We start from the raw sequence: 18,995 nt of genomic DNA, 5'->3' as shown, positions 1-18,995 counted from the left end.
GCGCCCGGGAGCGTGCAGCCCCGAGCCAGCCCTGTGCAGCCCTCAGTCAGCCGACGATCTCGGCGGCTTCCATCCAGGCAGTCTCGAGCTCGTCCTTCTCGACGGCGAGCGCGCGCAGCTCCGAGTCCAGGGCGAGCACGGCCTGGTGGTCCGTCGCCTGCTCGGACATCTTCAGGTGCAGCGCGGACTCCTGGTCGGCGATCCGGGACAGCCGGCGCTCGATGCGGGCGATCTCCTTGCGCGCCGTGCGCAGCTCGGCCTCCGAGCGGGCGGGAACCGGCACCGCGGCCTCGGACGGTGGTTCGTCCGCCGTCTGTGCCGTCGGGCGGGCGTCGAGCACCGACGTCACGGAGCCACCGGCTGCGATCGCGGTCCGGCGCAGGGCGAGGTACTGCTCGACTCCCCCGGGGAGCTCGCGCAGCAGGCCGTCGCCGAGCAGAGCCATCTGGCGGTCGCAGACCCGTTCCAGCAGGTAGCGGTCGTGCGAGACGACGATGAGGGTCCCGGGCCAGCCGTCGAGCAGGTCCTCGAGGGCGGCCAGGGTGTCGGTGTCGAGGTCGTTGGTGGGCTCGTCGAGCAGCAGCACGTTGGGCTCGCCGACGAGGAGCCGCAGCAGCTGCAGCCGTCGCCGCTCACCGCCGGACAGGTCACGCACCGGCGTGCTGGAGCGCTCACGGGTGAACCCGAGGCGCTCGACGAGCTGCGCGGCGGTGAGCTCCTTGCCGCCCACGACGACGGACCGCTTCTCGCGCTCGATCACCTCGACCACCCGGAGGTTCGCGAGCTCGTCGAGGTCCTCGACGTCCTGGCGCAGCTCGGCGACCTGCACGGTCTTGCCCCGCTTGACGCGGCCCGTGGTGGGCTCGAGCCGACCGGACAGCAGACGGAGCAGCGTCGTCTTGCCGGCACCGTTGACGCCGACGAGGCCGACCCGGTCGCCGGGGCCGAGCCTCCAGGTGATGTCGTGCAGCAGCGTGCGCTCGCCGTAGACCACCGACGCGTCCTCGATGTCGAGCACGTCCTTGCCGAGCCGCGCGGTCGCCATCCGCGTCAGCGAGAGCTGGTCACGGGGCGGGGGCTCGTCGGCGATCAGCTCCGCGGCGGCATCGAGACGGAACTTCGGCTTCGACGTCCGCGCGGGCGCACCGCGTCGCAGCCACGCGAGCTCCTTGCGGAGAAGGTTCTGGCGCTTCTCCTCGGTCGTCGACGCGTTCCGGGCTCGCTCGGCGCGCGCCAGGACGTAGGCCGCGTAGCCGCCCTCGTACTGGTCGACGCCGCCGTCGTGCACCTCCCAGGTGCGCGTGCACACGGCATCGAGGAACCAGCGGTCGTGCGTCACGACGACGAGCGCGCCCTGCCCGCGACCGAAGCGCTCGACCAGGTGCTCGGCGAGCCACGCGACCCCTTCGACGTCGAGGTGGTTGGTCGGCTCGTCGAGGACCAGGATCTCTTCGTCACGAACGAGCAGCGCAGCAAGAGCGACCCGGCGGCGCTGCCCCCCGGACAGGGAGTCGACCGCCGTGTCGAGCGATACGTCCGCGAGCAGGCCGGCGTGCACCGAACGGATCCGGGAGTCGGCTGCCCACTCGTGCTCGTCGGCCGACCCGTGCACCACGTCGAGCACGGTGCGGCCTGGTGCGAGCTGGTCGCGCTGGTCCAGCACCGCGACCTGCACGCCGCCCGCTCGGGTCACGCGGCCCGCATCGGGCGCCTGCTGACCCGCCAGGACGCGCAGCAGGGTCGACTTGCCGGCGCCGTTGGGGCCGACGACGCCGATCCGGGCGCCGTCGTCCAGTCCGAGGGAGACCTCGTCCAGCAGCGTCCGGGTTCCCAGCGTGAGCGTGACGCGGTCCGCGCCGAGTAGGTGAGCCATCGGCGTGAAGGCTACCCGCAGACGCACACAGGTCTTCGACAGCATCTCCACCCGAGCCCCCACCAGGCCGCTGACCTGCGGGCTAGCGTCCGACCCGTGCCCGACCAGGGCTACGCCCGAGACCACCACACCTCGCGCCGGCGGACCGCAGGGGGATCCGCCGCCGCGAGGTGCGGTCGTCCAGGTCAGCGAGCGAGTTCAGCGAGCGAGGTCAACGAGCAAGGTAGGCGGCGAGCGCGTCGAAGATGCCCGCGAAGCCGCCTTCGCGCTGCGATCCGTCGTCCTTGCCGTCGAGGAACACGCCGTGCTCGGTGTACGTGACGCGCGTGCCCCCGTCGACGGGAGCGAACTCGGTCGTCGTGACGGACGTCGACAGGTGCTCACCCGCGATCCACATGTCGTAGGTGGAGACGATCCGCCGCTTGTCGACGATGTCGGTGTAGGTGCCGACGTAACGGCTGGTCGGTCCGTCGTGCCACTTCCCGTCCTGGACGGCTCCGCCACCGACGCGGAAGTCGTCGGACTCCTCTGTGGCCGTGAAGTTGTCGTCTGCGCCGAACCACTGCCTGAACTGCTCCGGGACGGCGAACGCGTCCCAGACGCTCTCGAGCGACGCGTCGAACGTGCGGTCGACGACGAAGGTGGCGTGGGCGACCGTGCTGTCGGTGCTGGTGTTCGTGGACATGGTGAGCTCCTCTCAGATGGCCGACGAGTAGCCGGCGTTGGTGTGCTGTCGTGCTACAGGTGCGGCGGCTCGACCGGGGACGGCGGTGGCCCGGCCAGGAACGCCCCGAGGCGGTCGAACCGCCGCTCGGCGGGCAGCCTCTGGTGGCCGATCCAGTCCCCCGCCGGTGTGAGGGCGCCCGGGGTGAGCTGGACGGTGCGGACGCGCCCGATCTTGTGGGAGGTCACGATCCCCGCGTCCTCGAGCACCGCGAGGTGCTGGTGGACGGCCGGGAGCGAGATCGCGAACGGCTCGGCGAGCTGGCTGACCGACACCGGCCCGCGGACAAGGCGCTCGACCACCGCCCGGCGGGTCGCGTCGGACAGGGCCTTGAAGACCCTGTCCAGATCGCCATTGTTAAGCATGTACTTAAGTATCGGCGCTCGGGAAGCGATGTCAAGAGCAGAAGAGGAACTCAGTCCGTCGAGCTCACGATGCGCGCGCCCGCGACCGGTCCTGCAGCGGTCAGCACACGGTCGGCCACGCCGGAGGCGGTGAACGCCGCGGCGAGCACGAGTGCGTGCTGACGGCTACGACCGAGGGCCGCGACCGTCGGACCGGAGCCGGAGACGACGACCCCGAGCGCACCCGCGTCCTGCGCGACCGCGAGCGGCTCGGCCAGACCAGGGTCGAGCGACAACGCAGCGAGCTGCAGGTCGTTGTGCAGAGCGGCGCCGAGCGCACGAGGATCCCCCGCGCGCAGCGCCTGCATGAGCGGCACGTCGTCCTCGGCGTCGGGCACCTGTGGCGCGTCGGCCAGCTCGTCGAACGCGCCGTACACGCGGGCGGTCGACAGTCCCCGGTCCTGCACGGCGAACGCCCAGTGGAACTCGCCCCGGCTCAGTGCCGGCGTGAGCAGGTGGCCGCGGCCCGACCCCACAGCCGTGTGGCCCGACAGCGCGAACGGCACATCGGCCCCCAGCTCGGCGGCCAGCTCGAGAAGGTCGTCTCGGCTCATCCCCGTGCGCCACAGGGCGTCGCACGCGAGCAGCGCGGCAGCCGCGTCGGCTGAACCACCTGCCATGCCGCCGGCGACCGGCACGCCCTTGTGCAGGTGGAGGTGCACGCCGTCGTCGATGCCCGCCCGCTCCGCGAGCAGGCTGGCCGCCCGCAGCGCGAGGTTGGTCGAGTCCGTGGGGACACGCTCGGACTGCGGTCCGCTGGCTGTGAGAGTCCGGTCGGCGGCGGGCGTCGCGACGACCTCCTCGAAGACCGACACGGCCTGGAACACGGTCGAGACGGGGTGGTAGCCGTCCGCCTCGAGCGGGCCGACACGCAGCGACAGGTTGATCTTGCCCGGCGCGCGGACCCGGACCTCGTGCTCGGGCAGTGGCGCTACGGGAGTCAGAGTCACGCCTCCACCCTGCCAGGTTCGTCCGAACGTGCAGCAAGGGCCGCGGCGATCCGCGCGAACGCCGCGATGTCGATGACCTCACCACGCGCCTGCGGGTCGACGCCCGCGGCCTCGATCGCAGCGACGGCCGCGTCGGGCGAGCCGGCGAACGTCGCGAGCGCCGACCGGAGCATCTTGCGACGCTGCGCGAAGGCGGTGTCGACCACCGCGAAGACCTGCTCGCGTGACGCGCTCGTGGTCGGCGGCTCACGACGGTCGAAGCGGACCAGGGCCGAGTCGACGTTCGGCGCCGGCCAGAAGACCGTGCGCCCGACGGTCGCCGTCCGGCGGGCCGACGCGTACCAGGCGGCCTTGGCGGACGGGACACCGTAGGTGCGGCTTCCGGGTGGAGCAGCCAGGCGGTCGGCCACCTCGGCCTGCACCATGACGAGGACACGCTGGATCGACTCGAACCGCTCGAGGAACGTCAGCAGGACGGGCACGGAGACGTTGTAGGGCAGGTTCGCCACGAGAGCCACCGGCGGCGGGCCGGGCAGGGCGCGCACCTCGAGCGCGTCGGAGAGCACGATCGTCAGCCGATCCCGACCCTCGGAGTCACGCAGGACGACAGGGGCGTCGTCGGTGGGTGCCGGCACGAGCGAGAGCCCGGGGACGTGCGCGAGAACCGTCGTGGGCAGCAGCCGCGCCAGCACAGGGTCGATCTCGACCGCGACCACGTCGGCGCCCGCGTCGAGCAGCCCGAGCGTCAGCGAACCGAGCCCGGGGCCGACCTCGACCACGCGGTCCCCCGGGAGGACGTCGGCCTGCCGGACGATCTTGCGCACCGTCCCGCCGTCCAGGACGAAGTTCTGCCCCAGCTGTTTGGTGGGCCGGATCCCGGCACGGGCCGCGAGCCCACGGATCTCCGTAGCGCTCAGCAGCTCGATGCTCGACATGCGCCCGAGCCTAGGCGAGTTCCCCGGACCGTCAGCGCCGCGACGCGGGCACCGGTCGGTGCCGAGAGGCGCCGCGACGCCGGCGCCGGTCGGTGCCGAGAGCCGCCGCGACGCCGGCGCCGGTCGGTTCCGGGAACGCCACGAGGCCCCCGCCCGGAACCGGACGAGGGCCTCGCTGCTAGTGCTGCTCAGCTGAACAGACGCGGGCCGCAGTGCGGCCACTGGCCCGCACCCGAGCGGTTGTAGAGCATCTTCGCGCGGGCCGTCTGCTCGTCGGCCGATGCCTCGGAAGGCAGGCCGGCGCCCCCTACGGCTCCCCACGTGCCGACGGAGAACTGGTAGAGGCCGTAGTACTTCCCGCTGCCGGACACCGAGGTGGGGTTCCCCCCGGACTCGCAGGCGGCGAGCGCGGCCCAGTTGAGGGAGTCCGCAGACCCGCCGGCCGCCACCGGGCTGCCCGTCGCCGGAGCGGCGGGAGTCTTCGGGACGACCGGGCGCGCCTTGCTGCCCACCCCCACGACCTCGTCGACGGGCGCCTGGGTCACCGTGTCGCTGAGCGTGACGCGTGCCGTCTCGACGCCGTCCACCGTGGTGACGTGGTCGACCACCGTGCGCACCCCGGGAGCACCAGCCGTCAGGACGCGCTTCTGACCGACGTAGCGTGACGGCTCGTCCTGCTCGCTCGACGCGAAGGGGACCTCGACGGTCGAGGTGACGTCCTGCTCGACCACGCGGTTCACCACGACCTGCACACGGCCCGTCTCGGCGTGCCGGACGGAGACCCGGTCCAGCGGCTGCAGCGTGACCTTGAGCTCCTCGAGCGCCTGGGCGACCGTCGTGTCGGCATCCGGCACCGCAAGCGTCTTGCCGTCCACGAGCACCTCGGCCGGACCGTTCACGGCCAGGTCCAGCGGAAGCTCGGCACGCCCGGCGGACCGCGACGCGATGAGCGCGACGGACTGGCCTCGCGCCGACAGGGTCTCGAGCGCGTCGTCGGCCGACAGTGCGGTCGTCCAGAGGGTCGTCTCCTGGCCGTCCACCGCCACGGTGACCTGGCGGCCGTGACGCACCACGACCTCGGCACCTTCGGTCAGAGCACCGGTCGCGCTCACGTCGTCCCGTGCGCCGACCGACACGTCCTGCGCGTCGAGGAGACCCTCGACCGAGCCGGCGAACGTGGTGACCTTGGTGACGTCGCCGTCGACGTCCAGCGTGACGGTCTTCTGGGCGTGCGCGAACGCGGCGGTGCCGCCCGCGAGGACGAGGGCAAGGGCCGCTGCCGAGACGGGCAGCGCCCGGGAGCGCATCGACCGATGGCCCTTCGCGCTCGACTCGTCAGGTGACGTGCTGGCCACGCCGTCCGGGGAGGTCTCGGAGGCGGCGCTGGCGCGCGCGAAAGGGTTCAGGGTCGAGAACTGCACAGGGCTCCAGCCGTCGAGGTGCCCGGGCACGGGGTGCAGGTCGTGCCGCTGTGCGACACCCGCCGGTGAGCCTTCGAGCTGCTCGTCCAGACACCTGGAGGGAGGTGTCAACCGTCGGTCCCGGATCCCCGATCCGGCCGTCACGGCGGCCCGCCGATGGCGGGCCCCGTCGGCTCCGCGCGACCGGCGACGGCCGATGTGGGCCGTTGTCCAGATGTACGGAGCGCCACGACCGTAACCGTCCCGTGACCAAAAAGCCAAGCGTGCGGCTGTCAGATCGGCGTGATCATGCGGGTCGGCGGTGCATCAGTGCACGTCAGGAGGCCCGCGACGGCAAACGAGGAGATCTGGTGAAGTCGGCGGTCAACCGATGCGAACGGTCAGTACCAGCCCGAGGACTCGTGCTTCGCGTAGGCGGCGCACGGGGTGCCGTAGCGGCCCTCGATGTAGCCCAGACCCCACGTGATCTGGGTGGCCGGGTTGGTCATCCAGTCGGCCCCTGCCGACGCCATCTTCGAGCCCGGGAGGGCCTGCGGGATGCCGTACGCGCCAGAGGACTTGTTGCCCGCGTTGACGCGCCAGCCGCTCTCGGCGTTCCAGAGGGCGACGAGGCAGGCGAACTGGTCGTCACCCCAGCCGCGGGCCGCGACCATGCCCTTGGCGATCTCCTGCGCGCTGCCTGGCTCGACGATGACGACGGACGGGTCGGGCAGCTCCTGGGTCCCCACCTTGGTCACCTGGGTGACCGGCGGGACGGTGATCACCGACGCGATCGGCGTGCGGCCGGTGACGACTCCCCCGACCACCTCGAGCTCGTACGTCGTGGTCCGGACGCCAGCCTTGCCCTTGGTCGCGATGACCTTGGTGCCCTTGATCGCCTTGGGGTCGTCAACCTCTTGGGACTCGAACGGGACGGCCTCCGTGACCGTCTCACCGCTCGTGCTCGCGCGGGTGACCAGAACCACGAGGCCGTCCACCGAGGTCGCGTCGAGCGGGACCGACAGCTGGTCGCCCTCCTCGAGCACGAGGCCGATGTCCTTGAGCGAGTCTCGGACGGTGGCGGCGCTGCTCACGCCGTCGATCACCTGCCCGTCGACCACGAGATGGATCGTCTTGTTCGTCGAGACCCGCAGCGTCTCGCGGGTGAGCGCCGCGGAGCGCGACGCCGACAGGCGGACGTCGTCGTCCCGCAGCCCCAGCCCGTCCACAGCCTCGCCGACCGTGAGCGCCGTCGTCCACACTCTGCTGACCGATCCGTCGACCTCGACGTCGAGGTCGCGACCGTGCCGGACGACGATCTGACCTTCGGACGCGATGGGCTCGCCGAGCGCAGGAGCGACGAGGTCCCGGTCACCGACCGCGATCCCACCGCTGGCCAGGACGTCGGAGACGGTCCGACCGAATGCCTCGACCTGCACCGGGTGGCCGTCCACGTCCACCGTGACCTGCTTGTGCAGGACCGCGAAGGCGCTCGTCGCCCCGGCCACGACCGCGAGCACCGCGGCCTGCGAGACGAGCCGTGTCAGGCGTCGCCGAGGGGTGCTGCGACGGCTCGTCGCACGCGCCTCGGCGTCTGTCACGCTGCTGCTCCTCGGTCCTGGGACGGTCGCGCCGTCCTGGACGGCGGTCCGACCGTAACCGATCCGTGATGATCCCCGAAACCCGGCGTCCGAGTTGCGGTACCTCGACGCCGCGGTTTCTGGGACATATGCGTCACCACGGTCCGTAGACCGCCTCGGACGTCGCCGCCACACCCACGCACACGTCCTCGACCGACCGCCCGGTGACCTCGGCGACGGTGCGGACCGTCCCGGGCAGGAGGTACGGCGCGTTCGGCCGGCCCCGGAACGGGTGCACGGTCAGGTACGGGGCATCCGTCTCCACGAGCAGCAGGGACGGCGGGACCACTCGCACGGCGTCGCGCAGCGACTCGTTGGCGCCGAAGGAGACCGGACCCGCGAAGGAGAGGAACCAGCCGTGCGACACCGCGAGGCGCGCCAGGTCAGCATCGCCCGAGAAGCAGTGGAAGACCGTGCGGTCCGGCGCCCCGTCGGCGAGCAGGACCTCGACCACGTCGTCGTGCGCGTCGCGGTCGTGGATCTGCAGGGCGAGGCCCAGCTCCTTGGCCAGCGCGATGTGCGCACGGAACGACTCGCGCTGGACCGCACGACCGGCCGGTCCGGCGCGGAAGTGGTCGAGGCCCGTCTCGCCGATGGCCCGGATGCGGTCGTTGCCGCGCGCCACCGACGCGACGTGGGCGATCGCGTCGTCCAGGCCGGTCTCGTGCGGGACCTCGGGCTCGAGCCCGTCGGCGGCGACCTCCTGGATGCCGGCGTGGCGCACGGCCTCGTTCGGGTGGATCGCCACGGCACCGAGAAGCGCTCCCGACGACCGGACGACCGACGACGTCCAGTCGACCGCTGCCAGGTCGCAGCCCACCTGGACCATCCGGGTGACGCCCACGGACGCCGCACGCTCGAGCTGGGCGTCGACCGACGTCGACCCGTCCCAACCGTCCGCCTGCCACGTCACCACCGAGTCGAGGTGCGTGTGGTTGTCGACGACCGGGAACGGCAACGGCTCCGGGGCGGCGGGCCAGCCGCGGTCCTGGGATCGAGAGCGCGCCATCAGCCCTGCCGGAGCCGCTCGAGCTCCTCCTCGACGATCGAGTCGTCGAGCTTGGTGAACACCGGCGTCGGCTTGGCGACCGGTGTGCCGGCCACCAGCGGCGTGGAGGCCCACGCGGCCACGGTCCGACCGAGCTCGTAGTCCCCCGTGATGATCGGGTAGGCCCTCGAGGAGTCGTCCAGGTCGGTGACCTCCTCGATGCGCGGCAGCGGCGAGAACGTGCCCGTGCCGCCGAAGGTCTCGTGCACCTGCTGCGCCGAGTGCGGCAGGAACGGGGCGAGCAGCGTGTTGGCGTCGCTGACCGCCTGCGCCGCCGTGTGCAGCACCGTGCCCAGGCGGTCACGGTCCGTGGTGAGCTTCCACGGCTCGGTCTCGGAGATGTACCGGTTGGCCTCCTGGACCACCCGCATCGCCTCGCCGATGGCCGCCTTGTTGCGGTGCCCCCCGAGCAGCTCTCCGACCTTCCCGAAGCCCGCGGCGGTCGTCGAGAGGAGCGCCTCGTCCACCGGCTGAAGCGCACCGGCGGCGGGGATCTCGCCGAAGTTCTTGGCGATCATGCTCGCGGTGCGGTTGACCAGGTTGCCCCAGCCCGCCACGAGCTCGGTGTTGGTACGCGTCTTGAAGTCCGCCCACGTGAAGTCCGAGTCCTGGCTCTCTGGACCGTTGACGCTGAGGAAGTAGCGCAGCGCGTCCGGCTGGTACCGGGACAGCACGTCGCGCACGTAGATGACCACGCCTCGCGACGACGAGAACTGCTTGCCCTCCATCGTCAGGAACTCCGACGACACGACCTCGGTGGGCAGGTTGAGCTTCCCGTAGGGCCCCGGCGCACCGCCGCGGGTGCCGCCGCCGTCGTAGGCCAGCAGCTCCGCCGGCCAGATCTGCGAGTGGAAGGTGATGTTGTCCTTGCCCATGAAGTAGTAGCTCAGGGCGGTCGGGTCGTTCCAGAACGGGCGCCAGGCGTCCGGGTCACCGGACCTGCGAGCCCACTCGATCGAGGCCGAGAGGTAGCCGATGACGGCGTCGAACCACACGTACAGACGCTTGTTCGGGTTGCTCTCCCACCCCTCCAGCGGCACCGGGATGCCCCAGTCGATGTCGCGGGTCATGGCCCGCGGGCGCAGGTCGTCGATGAGGTTCAACGAGAAGTTGAGGACGTTCGGGCGCCAGTCGGTCCGGGTGCGCAGCCAGGACTCGAGTGCGGACGCGAACGCCGGCAGGTCGAGGAAGAAGTGGTTCGACTCGACGAACTTCGGCGTCTCGCCGTTGATCCGGCTGTGCGGGTTGATCAGGTCGATCGCGTCGAGCTGGTTGCCGCAGTTGTCGCACTGGTCACCGCGAGCGCCGTCGTAGCCGCAGATGGGGCAGGTGCCCTCGACGTACCGGTCGGGCAGCGTGCGTCCGGTGCTCGGTGAGATGGCCCCCATGGTCGACTGCTCGATCATGTAGCCGTTCTTGTGCACCGTGCGGAACATCTCCTGCACGACCGCGTAGTGGTTGCGCGTGGTCGTGCGTGTGAACAGGTCGTAGGACAGCCCGAGGTTGGTCAGGTCCTCGACGATGACCCGGTTGTACCGGTCCGCGAGCTCCTGCGGGCTGACCCCCTCCTGCTCGGCGAGCACCAGGATCGGCGTCCCGTGCTCGTCGGTTCCCGAGACCATCAGCACCTCGTGGCCCGCCATGCGCATGTAGCGGCTGAAGATGTCCGACGGGACACCGAAGCCTGCGACGTGACCGATGTGGCGGGGGCCGTTCGCGTAGGGCCACGCGACGGCGGAGAGGATGCGGGACATGGGCCCGATCCTAGGTGAGCGCCGCGCCCGACCACCCCGCACGACGGATGCCGGGCGCGCTCAGCCGACGCTCACCCGCAGGATCCGGTCGTCGTCGGGGCGCGGTTCTCCACGTCCGTCGGTGTTGTTCGTGAGGACCCACAGCGACCCGTCCGGCGCGACCTCGACCGCACGCAGGCGGCCGTACTCCCTGACGAGGAGCGCCTCGGGCGTGCCGACACCGTCCCGGGTGAGCGGGACACGCCACAGACGTGCACCGCGCAGCGCCGCAAGGTAGACGGCGTCGTCCGTGACGGCCAGACCGCTCGGGGATGCGTCGCTGGTCGCCCACGTGGCCAGCGGGTCCACGAAGCGGGCGTCGTCCCCCACTCCCTCCACCAGCGGCCAGCCGTAGTTGCCACCCGGCTCGACCAGGTTCAGCTCGTCCCAGGTGTCCTGCCCGAACTCGGAGGCGAACATCCGCCCGCCGGCGGCCCAGCCTAGGCCCTGCACGTTGCGGTGCCCGAGGCTCCACACCGGGCTGCCCGGCGTCGGGTTGCCGGGCGCCGGACTGCCGTCGAAGGTGACGCGCAGGATCTTGCCGTTCAGGCTGCCGGGGTCTTGCGCGTTCGACCGCTCACCGGCGTCGCCCGTGGTCACGTAGAGGAAGCCGTCCGGGCCGACGGCCAACCGACCGCCGTCGTGGTTGCCGGCCTTGTGGATTCCGGTGACGATCGGCGTCAGCTCGCCCAGCTCGTCGCCCTCCAGGGTTCCGCGCAGCACCCTGTTGTCGTCGGCGGTCGTCGCGTAGACGGCGACGTCCGTGCCGCCCGACGACGCCTCGCCGAGCACGGCGACTCCGAGCAGCCCGCCCTCGCCACCGGGTGAGACGACGTCGGCGAGCTGGTCCGCACCCGGTCCGGTCACGGCCGTCACGTCACCGTCGGCGGTCACCAGGACGATCTTGGCGGCGTCGCGCAGCGTCACCATGGCGCGCCCGTCCGCCAGGAAGGCGAGACCCCACGGTGCCTCCAGGTCCGTGACCACGTCCGTCACGGAGCCGGTGCTGCCCGTCGGGCTCGCAACGGTGGCCTGCCCGGCCGAGCACCCGCAGAGCAGGCCGACCAGCACAGCGAGAACGAGCCCTCCGCGAGCCATCCCTCAGCCCAGCACGCAGGCCGCGGGCCCGCACGCCGGGCAGCCATCAGCGGCCGTGCTCCTCAGCGGGACCGGGCGGCCAGCGCAGCAGCGTAGAGGTCCCGCTTCGGCACCCCGGCCGCCGCGGCGACGTCCGCGACGGCCTCCTTGAGCCGCTCCCCCGCGTCCGCGCGAGACAGGACCTCTGCCACGAGGTCCGCGGTCGACAGCTCCACCGCGCCCGACGCACCACCGACGACCACGACGATCTCGCCGCGCACCTGGTCGGCCTGCGCCCAGGCGACCAGGTCGGCCAGCGGCCCCCGTCTGATCTCCTCGTACGTCTTGGTCAGCTCGCGGCACACGGCTGCCGGCCGGTCCGCACCGAACGCCGACGACATCGCAGCGAGCGTGTCGTCGAGGCGGTGCGGCGCCTCGAAGAAGATCATCGTGCGGCGCTCGTCGGCCAGGAGCTCGAAGGTGCGAAGGCGCTCCCCAGGCTTGCGTGGTGGGAAGCCCTCGAAGCAGAAGCGGTCGGTCGGAAGGCCGGACAGAGCGAGCGCGGTGAGCACCGCGCTCGGGCCGGGCGCCGCCGTGACGGCGAGGCCTGCGGCGACCGCAGCGGTCACCACCCGGAAGCCCGGGTCCGAGACGGCCGGCATGCCGGCGTCGGTGACGACGACGACGGTTCCGCCGCCGGCGACCACCGCCAGGAGGTCCGCGGACGACGACTCCTCGTTGTGCTCGTGGTGGCTGACCACCCGGCCACCGATGACCACGCCCAGCCGCGCGGCGAGGGCCCGCAGCCGGCGCGTGTCCTCGGCGGCGACGACGTCAGCCTGCTCGAGGAGCCGGCGGAGGTGCGCCGAGGCGTCCTCGGTGTTGCCGATCGGGGTCGCTGCCAGCACGAGCCGGCCGGGGGCAGGAGCATCCACGCGGTCAGCCTGCCACCTGTCGGGACCGGCCCTGGCTTCTCAGCACGTGCCGACAGGTGCCGCCCCTACGATGACGGGCGTGCCGCCCATCGAAGACGACGCCGCTACGCCGTCACCCGACGCCGATGCCGGCCCGCCGGAGAACCCGACAAGCCCACCGACAGGCGACTCCCCCCAGCATGGTCGGGCGGCCGACGGCATCACCGGAGCGCCACCTGTCGCCACGATGGAGCTGCCCGAGGACACCGGAGGCCAGCCCGACGAGCCCGAGGAGCACCGGCCGCGCCTCCTGAGACTTCTGCTGGGCACCGACACGCTCACGCTGGACGACGGTCCCCGCGCACGCCTCACAGGGTGGCTCTGGCCGCTCGGCGTGACGCTCCTGGCCGCGCTGCTGCGGTTCTGGGACCTCGGTCGGCCGCACAAGCTCGTCTTCGACGAGACGTACTACGTCAAGGACGCATGGTCGCTGCTGGTCAGGGGCTACGAGGCCAACTGGGGCGACAAGCCCAACCCCGCGTTCGAGGCCGGCGACGTGAGCGGGCTCGGGACCAGCGGCGAGTACGTGGTGCACCCGCAGCTCGGCAAGTGGCTCATCGCGCTGGGGATCCACGTCGGTGGCGGGATCGAGAGCTCGACCGCGTGGCGTCTGTCCGCGGCGGTCTGCGGCACGCTCGCGGTGCTGATGATCGCGCGCATCGGCCGACGGCTGTTCGCGTCGACCGCGCTCGGCACGGTGGCGGGCCTCCTGCTCGCCGTCGACGGTCAGGCGATCGTGCTGTCGAGGGTCTCGCTGCTCGACCCGTTCCTGATGTTCTTCATGCTCGCGGCGTTCGGGGCGCTCCTGCTGGACCGCGACCAGGCGCGGCGAAGGCTCGCCGAGCGGACGGCGGCCGCGCTCGACGCCGGTCGCTGGCTCGGGTGGGGTCCCGGCCTCGGGGTGCGGTGGTGGCGTCTCGCGGCAGCGGTGCTGCTCGGGCTCGGGCTCGGCACCAAGTGGTCGGCGCTGTACTTCCTGGCGGTGTTCGGGCTGCTCAGTGTGGCGTGGGACGTCACCGCGAGGCGCACCGCGGGCGTCCAGGACTGGTTCTGGGCCGGGATCGTCAAGGACGGGCTGATCGCCGGGGTCTCCATGGTGTTCGTCGCGCTGGCGGTGTACGTCGGCAGCTGGTGGACCTGGTTCACGCACCCGGAGTCGTACGGGCGGCAGTGGGCGGTGCAGAACCCCGGTGAAGGCGTCCAGTGGCTGCCGTCAGCGCTCCGGTCGTTCTGGAAGTACCACCAGGACATGTGGACGTTCCACAACGGCCTCGAGACGCCCCACTCCTACGCCGCGAACCCGCTCGGCTGGATCGTCCAGTGGCGTCCGACGTCGATGTTCTACCCCACGGAGACCTCCGGCCTGACCGGGCAGCAGGCACAGGACGCGTGCGGCGCGTCGAGCTGCTCACAGGCGATCACCGCACTGGGCAACCCGATCCTGTGGTGGTGCGCGACGGCCGCGATCCTCGTCGCCGTCGTCTGGTTGATCCGGTACCGCGACTGGCGTGCCGGTGCGGTCCTGTCCGGGATCGTCGCGGGCTGGCTGCCGTGGTTCCTGTACGAGCACCGCACGATCTTCACGTTCTACGCGATCGTGTTCACGCCCTGGGTCTGCCTCACGCTGACCTACGTGATCGGCCTGGTGGTCGGCCCCAAGGACCTCGAACCCGTCGGCAGGCGTCGGGCGATCATCGGGTCCGGGGTGCTCGTGGGGCTGATCGTGCTGGTCAGCGCGTTCTTCTACCCGATCTGGTCGGCATGGGTGGTGCCGTACACGTTCTGGCACATGCACATGTGGCTGCAGACCTGGATCTAGACCGCGCCCGGGAACCTTGCTCTGTTCGTCACGTCTGCGTCGTGGCGGACGGGAGCCCGGTGACGAGGAACCCGCGTGGAGAACCACAGCGTGGAGGCGCGCTGCCGACCCGGTGAATCGGAACACACTCGGTCAAAGCGGGCGCCCGGACGTGGTGGACTTTTCGCATGGCCGACGACAGGGTTGCTTCCCCTTCGCGCATCCGCGCCGTGTTCCACGACCCGCGCCGCTCCGCCGGAGCCGCTGACCACGTCCGCCCTGCGGGCCAGCTGACGGTGCCGGCAGGTGCCCGATGACCGCCCCGACCGCGATCACGTCCGCTGCGGAGCCCGTCGACGCCGGTGCGGTGCGCGGACCGCGCGCGATCCTTGAGGTCTGCCTGCGCTGCCTCGGCGTGCTCGCTGTCGTCAACATCCCCGCGGTGGCGGTCGTCGGCCTCGTGGCAGGGCTCCGCGGCGCCAACGACGGCCTCGTGGGCGAAGGTCTGCGCGCGGCCGTCGGCGGGTCCGTGTACGCCGGGATGGCCTGGGTCGTCGCGATCATCCCCGTCATGCTCGTCGGGTGGCCGGCCGGCCTGCTGACCGCGCACCTGCTCCGCCGTCAGCGCCGGGAGTGGACGCATGTCGCAGTCTTCGCCCTGGTAGGTGCCGTGCTGTGCCCCGTGATGATCGCGTTCGCACAGGCCCTCGGGGGCAACTCGGTCGGCGGTCCCCTCGTCCTGGTGCTCGCGGCGGTCGGTGAGGGTGCTCTCGGTGCCGGGGGCGGTCGCTGGTGGACGGGTCGCGGTCGTCGTCGTCGGGTCGCAGACCCTCTCGCCGCGGGCGGATCCGGGTCGGCCGTGCCGGCGAGCGAGGGTTCAGCGGTCGCCTAGCGCCAGTCCACCTGCGGGCTGCGGTACCACGAGAGGCCCAGGCGGTCCCAGAACGGACCCTGGCCGACGACGCGGGTGCGGAAGTCCTCCCAGTCGCGCTGCTCGGGCTCCGTCCACGCGACCTCCGCGATCGCCGCGAGCCGCGGCAGCAGCATCGACGTGAGTGCGGGCAGGTCACGCAACGTCTCGGTCCAGATCGCCGCCTCGACGCCGATCACGGACTCCGCAGGGACCCCGGGGACGAGCGTCGACGGTTCCCAGTCGTACGCGTCGCGGAGCTCGATGTGGCCCGCCCACTCGAGCCCGAGCGGCGTGCTGGCGTCGTACTTCATGTCGAGGTAGGCCTTGGAGCCGGGCGACATCAGCAGGAGTGCTCCCGCCTCGGCTGCAGCGACGAACGGCGCAGGGTCGACACGCGTGTCCCAGTACTGCACGACCGTGCCGGGCTCGAGCGGTGTGCTGGCGATCTCCTGCCAGCCGACCACCTTCTTCCCGGCCGCCCGGACCGCGTCCGAGGCGGCAGCGACCAATGTCGCGTACTCGGCGGGCTCCATGGTGAGCACCTCGTCGCCACCGATGTGCACGTAGTCGCCGGGCGTCATCTCGGCGACGTCGGCGAACACCTCGCGCAGGAAGTCGCCCGTGGCAGGCAGGTCCGCGTAGAGACGGCTGAACCCGACCTCGATACCCGTGTACACGTCGGTCGGCTCGCCGCTCGGCGTCAGGTTGCCGTAGGCGTGCGTCGCCGCGTTGACGTGCCCGGGGACGTCGATCTCGGGCACCACACGGACCCCGCGCACGGACGCGAAGGCGACGATGTCCGCATAGTCGTCGGCCGTGTAGAAGCCGCCCGGGTCGCCGTTGACCGACGTGCCGCTGGAGAGCCGGGTCAGCTGCGGGCGCGAGCGCACCTGGAGACGCCAGCCCTGGTCATCCGTGAGGTGCAGGTGCAGCACGTTCAGCTTGTAGTGGGCCATCAGCCCGATGATGACCTTGAGGTCACGCTTGGCGACGAAGTGCCGTGCGACGTCGATGGACAGACCCCGCCACGCGTACCGCGGCGCGTCCTCGATGACCACGGCAGGAACCCGCAGCGAGCCGTCCGGTGCGGTGGTGAGCAGCTGGCGCAACGTGACGATCGCGCGGACGAGACCGGCCGGCGAGCGCGCCTCGAGGTCTACCCGCCCCGCGTTCGACACGAGCTTGTACGACTCGTCACCCTCGCCGTCGGCCGTGGTCAGTCGCAGGCGGACCACGTCGGGCGCGTCGGACTCGGCGTAGCGGATCTCGATCGAGCGGCCCGTCACACGGCCGAGGAGGTCGGCTGCGAGGACCGCGATCCCGATCAGGTCTGGCCGACCGTTCACCACCACGGTCGTGGACTCGGAGATCACGAACGGGTCGCCGCCGGTCGCCTCGAGGCGCGCGGGCTTCGGGATGAGGGCAGGGACGGCGGGCACGTGGCTCCTCGTGTCGGGGGGCGTGGCTCGGTGTGGCTCGGTGGCCGGGGAAACGCTACTGGACGTGGGCCCCCGGGTGTCGCCCACGAACGGCGGAGTCACCAGCGCGAGCTCCTGCCCATGACATCGACCACAGCGACCACGGCTTGAGTCCCAGGTTCGACGAGCGGTGTGGCGCATCGCCCCCTATCTTCGTCATTTGTCGTGGGGGGACCCTCTTTCGAACAGGAGCTGGACCATGACTCAGCACAGCCTTCTCAGCGCCATCCTCATCGGCGCCATCGTGGGCATCCTCGGCCGGCTGCTCGTCCGCGGGAAGCAGCGGATCTCGTGGTTGGTGACCCTTCTCGTCGGGATCGTGGCGGCGCTCGTCGGCACCTGGCTGGCGACCCTGATCGGCGTGCGCGACACCGGCGGCGTCGACTGGATCGAGGTCGCGCTGCAGGTCGGACTGGCCGCGGTGTTCGTGGCGGCCGTCTCTGGCCGTCGCCGTCGGCGGTCGATCCTCTAAGTCGCCGACCCACACGCACACACGACGACGGCGGCCTCCCGAGGGGGGCCGCCGTCGTCTGCGGGTGGAGCTGAGGGGATTCGAACCCCTGACCTTCTCATTGCGAACGAGACGCGCTACCAACTGCGCCACAGCCCCGCGAGCGGGCTAAAGACTAACACCACGGCCGCTCGCTTCGCGAAATCGCGAGTCGGCCGAGCGCGCTCACTCCCCGGCGGCGCGGCGCTTGGCGAGGACGGCGTTCAGGTCGATGCTGCCCGTCGTCTCGACCGGAGCCTCCAGCGGGGCGCGCTCCTCGGCCGTGGCGTCCTCCGATGCCGCACGGACCGCGGTCGAGCCCTCGAGATTCTCGAGCGGAGCCGGCTCGCGACGGGGCGCGGACGCCTTCATCGTGTACGTCGGGCGCGGAACCGGGACCGGCGACCAGGCCTCGTCCTCGGTCGCTGCGGCGTCACCGGACGTGTCGACCTGTGCGACCGGCTCCGTGAGCGCGGAGCGACGGACGACCGGGATGGCTCCCGTGGAGTGCCGCGCGAGCCCGCCAGTCTCACCCTTGTCCTCGACGATGCGCTCGAACACCTCGGTGCTCGCGTCGGACGGGTGGACCGCGCGACCGGTCACGAAGGAGAGCGTCGGCTCGTGGTGCTCCGCGGCGGAGGTGCTGGGCTGGGCGGTCGTCTGACCCTTCGCCGACCGTGCGGCAGGAGCAGCCGCCTCGGCGGAGGTCGCGGTCGGACGCGCTGCGGCGGCGGGCGCGGTCGCCGCGCCCGAGCGGGCCGCAGCAGAAGCGGTCGCGACGGCGCGCTGGGCACCGGTGCGCGGGGCAGATGCCGTGCGGCGCTCGTCGGCGATGCGCGCCTCCCACTCGGCGTCCGCCTCACGACCAGCCAGCACGGCGCGGCGACCGAGCACGAGCACGGTGCTGAGCAGGACGGTCGGCACGACTCCGGCGACCCACCCGATGCTCGGCGCGACCGCGACGGCGACCCATCCGCCGACGGTCGCCAGCAGGAGCAGGCCGGCCAGGACGGCACGACGACGCGCTGCGGCCGCACGGCGAGCCACCGCTGCGGCACGAGCGGCACGAGCCTGGGCGGCCCGGCGCGCGGCGTCAGCGGTGATCCGGTCCTGGGTGCCGTGCGGTCGGTCCACGGTGGTGCCTCCTGTCGCGCGCCCGATCTGCACCGGGAGCCCCTTGGCCGGGGTCAGTAGCCCCGCGGTACTGCTGGCTGCCGTCGCTCCGGCGGGCACCGCCGAGGACCGCGAGCCGCGGGACGTCACCGCGACCACACGAAGTGCCTCGGAGAACCGGTCGTCCGCCCGGGACTCGAGCAGCTGTTGCCGGTGCCTCAGCTTGTGCGGCACCAGGTAGGCCACCCACAGGCCGACCAGCGCGAGCGCGACCGGTCCTGCGAGATCGTTCACGTCCTGACGGTAGGTGGCGGACCGCGGGGTTCTGGGGACGGTCGCGGCGTGTCGGGAGACCTCTCACCCGGTGTACGTGCAGGCCGCCGCC

The 18,995-nt window shown here is 71.9% G+C and carries 16 protein-coding genes and 1 tRNA gene; 3 read left to right on the top strand and 14 right to left on the bottom strand.

Annotation, left to right across the window (positions count from 1 at the left end; all coding sequences use genetic code 11):
- Positions 1–46: 46 nt before the first annotated feature.
- From N553_RS0115670 to rsmI, 11 genes are all read right to left on the bottom strand, one after another.
- Positions 47–1,873 (bottom strand): ABC-F family ATP-binding cassette domain-containing protein, encoded by a 1,827-nt coding sequence (locus tag N553_RS0115670; protein WP_028047318.1) that lies wholly within the window; start codon positions 1,871–1,873, stop codon positions 47–49.
- A gap of 211 nt (positions 1,874–2,084) precedes the next feature.
- Positions 2,085–2,558: an SRPBCC domain-containing protein gene (locus N553_RS0115665; RefSeq protein WP_028047317.1), complete on the bottom strand. Its 474-nt coding sequence runs from the start codon at positions 2,556–2,558 to the stop codon at positions 2,085–2,087.
- Between the two features lie 53 nt (positions 2,559–2,611).
- The gene (locus N553_RS0115660; protein WP_028047316.1) at positions 2,612–2,962 is read right to left on the bottom strand and encodes a metalloregulator ArsR/SmtB family transcription factor; all 351 of its coding nucleotides are present in this window, start codon (positions 2,960–2,962) and stop codon (positions 2,612–2,614) included.
- Positions 2,963–3,012: 50 nt separating this feature from the next.
- A complete protein-coding gene (locus N553_RS0115655) occupies positions 3,013–3,951 on the bottom strand; it encodes a 4-(cytidine 5'-diphospho)-2-C-methyl-D-erythritol kinase (protein WP_028047315.1) in 939 nt (312 codons plus the stop codon).
- Entirely contained in the window at positions 3,948–4,886 is a 939-nt protein-coding gene (gene rsmA / locus N553_RS23045) for a 16S rRNA (adenine(1518)-N(6)/adenine(1519)-N(6))-dimethyltransferase RsmA (RefSeq protein WP_051640244.1), read from the bottom strand. The genes N553_RS0115655 and rsmA overlap by 4 nt, the downstream gene beginning before the upstream one ends.
- A gap of 188 nt (positions 4,887–5,074) precedes the next feature.
- The gene (locus tag N553_RS0115645; RefSeq protein WP_231505298.1) at positions 5,075–6,418 is read right to left on the bottom strand and encodes a resuscitation-promoting factor; all 1,344 of its coding nucleotides are present in this window, start codon (positions 6,416–6,418) and stop codon (positions 5,075–5,077) included.
- A 269-nt stretch (positions 6,419–6,687) separates the two neighbouring features.
- The gene (locus N553_RS0115640; RefSeq protein ID WP_028047313.1) at positions 6,688–7,887 is read right to left on the bottom strand and encodes a ubiquitin-like domain-containing protein; all 1,200 of its coding nucleotides are present in this window, start codon (positions 7,885–7,887) and stop codon (positions 6,688–6,690) included.
- Positions 7,888–8,020: 133 nt separating this feature from the next.
- Positions 8,021–8,935 (bottom strand): TatD family hydrolase, encoded by a 915-nt coding sequence (locus N553_RS0115635; RefSeq protein ID WP_028047312.1) that lies wholly within the window; start codon positions 8,933–8,935, stop codon positions 8,021–8,023.
- The gene (gene metG, locus N553_RS0115630; RefSeq protein ID WP_028047311.1) at positions 8,935–10,728 is read right to left on the bottom strand and encodes a methionine--tRNA ligase; all 1,794 of its coding nucleotides are present in this window, start codon (positions 10,726–10,728) and stop codon (positions 8,935–8,937) included. Before metG ends, N553_RS0115635 begins: the two co-directional genes overlap by 1 nt.
- A gap of 60 nt (positions 10,729–10,788) precedes the next feature.
- Positions 10,789–11,865: a sorbosone dehydrogenase family protein gene (locus N553_RS0115625; protein ID WP_028047310.1), complete on the bottom strand. Its 1,077-nt coding sequence runs from the start codon at positions 11,863–11,865 to the stop codon at positions 10,789–10,791.
- 62 nt (positions 11,866–11,927) lie between these two features.
- Positions 11,928–12,779, bottom strand: a complete 852-nt coding sequence (rsmI, locus tag N553_RS0115620; RefSeq protein WP_028047309.1) for a 16S rRNA (cytidine(1402)-2'-O)-methyltransferase — start codon at positions 12,777–12,779, stop codon at positions 11,928–11,930.
- Positions 12,780–12,849: 70 nt separating this feature from the next.
- On the opposite strand from rsmI, the gene N553_RS0115615 reads away from it, so the two are divergent.
- Positions 12,850–14,637 carry a dolichyl-phosphate-mannose--protein mannosyltransferase gene (locus tag N553_RS0115615; protein WP_034622854.1) on the top strand — a complete coding sequence of 596 codons (1,788 nt, stop codon included), beginning with the start codon at positions 12,850–12,852 and terminating at the stop codon, positions 14,635–14,637.
- Positions 14,638–14,929: 292 nt separating this feature from the next.
- Positions 14,930–15,508, top strand: a complete 579-nt coding sequence (locus tag N553_RS0115610; RefSeq protein WP_028047307.1) for a hypothetical protein — start codon at positions 14,930–14,932, stop codon at positions 15,506–15,508.
- Here N553_RS0115610 and N553_RS0115605 read toward each other — a convergent pair.
- Positions 15,505–16,968 carry a beta-N-acetylhexosaminidase gene (locus N553_RS0115605; RefSeq protein ID WP_028047306.1) on the bottom strand — a complete coding sequence of 488 codons (1,464 nt, stop codon included), beginning with the start codon at positions 16,966–16,968 and terminating at the stop codon, positions 15,505–15,507. The genes N553_RS0115610 and N553_RS0115605 overlap by 4 nt on opposite strands.
- 238 nt (positions 16,969–17,206) lie before the next feature.
- Between N553_RS0115605 and N553_RS0115600 the strand changes: the two genes are divergently transcribed.
- Entirely contained in the window at positions 17,207–17,479 is a 273-nt protein-coding gene (locus N553_RS0115600) for a GlsB/YeaQ/YmgE family stress response membrane protein (RefSeq protein ID WP_028047305.1), read from the top strand.
- A gap of 65 nt (positions 17,480–17,544) precedes the next feature.
- Here N553_RS0115600 and N553_RS0115595 read toward each other — a convergent pair.
- Positions 17,545–17,617: transfer RNA gene (locus tag N553_RS0115595), tRNA-Ala, on the bottom strand.
- Positions 17,618–17,683: 66 nt separating this feature from the next.
- A complete protein-coding gene (locus tag N553_RS0115590) occupies positions 17,684–18,904 on the bottom strand; it encodes a hypothetical protein (protein ID WP_028047304.1) in 1,221 nt (406 codons plus the stop codon).
- Positions 18,905–18,995: the final 91 nt, after the last annotated feature.

Source organism: Cellulomonas sp. URHE0023 (assembly GCF_000688475.1).
Taxonomy (GTDB): Bacteria; Actinomycetota; Actinomycetes; order Actinomycetales; family Cellulomonadaceae; genus Cellulomonas.
The sequence above is the reverse complement of the archived record's forward strand: the minus strand, read 5'-3'. Positions and strand labels throughout refer to the sequence as shown.

What these genes read in the sequence shown, in the direction of transcription:
- N553_RS0115670 (WP_028047318.1), bottom strand. Translation starts at nt 1,873, where the DNA reads ATGGCTCACCTACTCGGCGCGGACCGCGTCACGCTCACGCTGGGAACC.
- N553_RS0115665 (WP_028047317.1), bottom strand. Translation starts at nt 2,558, where the DNA reads ATGTCCACGAACACCAGCACCGACAGCACGGTCGCCCACGCCACCTTC.
- N553_RS0115660 (WP_028047316.1), bottom strand. Translation starts at nt 2,962, where the DNA reads ATGCTTAACAATGGCGATCTGGACAGGGTCTTCAAGGCCCTGTCCGAC.
- rsmA (WP_051640244.1), bottom strand. Translation starts at nt 4,886, where the DNA reads ATGTCGAGCATCGAGCTGCTGAGCGCTACGGAGATCCGTGGGCTCGCG.
- N553_RS0115635 (WP_028047312.1), bottom strand. Translation starts at nt 8,935, where the DNA reads ATGGCGCGCTCTCGATCCCAGGACCGCGGCTGGCCCGCCGCCCCGGAG.
- metG (WP_028047311.1), bottom strand. Translation starts at nt 10,728, where the DNA reads ATGTCCCGCATCCTCTCCGCCGTCGCGTGGCCCTACGCGAACGGCCCC.
- N553_RS0115625 (WP_028047310.1), bottom strand. Translation starts at nt 11,865, where the DNA reads ATGGCTCGCGGAGGGCTCGTTCTCGCTGTGCTGGTCGGCCTGCTCTGC.
- N553_RS0115615 (WP_034622854.1), top strand. Translation starts at nt 12,850, where the DNA reads ATGACGGGCGTGCCGCCCATCGAAGACGACGCCGCTACGCCGTCACCC.
- N553_RS0115610 (WP_028047307.1), top strand. Translation starts at nt 14,930, where the DNA reads ATGACCGCCCCGACCGCGATCACGTCCGCTGCGGAGCCCGTCGACGCC.
- N553_RS0115600 (WP_028047305.1), top strand. Translation starts at nt 17,207, where the DNA reads ATGACTCAGCACAGCCTTCTCAGCGCCATCCTCATCGGCGCCATCGTG.